General features: G+C 33.5%; 1 pseudogene. It reads left to right on the forward strand.

From position 1 onward, the window contains the following. Window positions 1-242 (forward strand): annotated as a pseudogene (locus AC0IXC_RS29335) (ATP-binding cassette domain-containing protein); the annotation flags it as partial.

A 242-nucleotide genomic window follows, 5' to 3' on the forward strand; every position in this document is an offset into this window, starting at 1 on the left:
AAGAAATGGATGATATTTTTGAGCGCTCAATTGAGGATATTATTGATGAAATTCCAAACGAAGATAGTGCGTATAAACGCTTGAGCCTACTAATCAAATTAGGACTGGGCTATTTAACATTAGAACGAAAAACACAAACATTCTCAACGGGTGAGTTTCAATGTGTTCATTTAGTTTCTGAGTTATTTGCAAAAACAAGACATCCACATACATTGTTTATTTTTGATGAGCCTTCAAAAGGT

It is taken from the genome of Bacillus sp. AC266 (assembly GCF_979253805.1).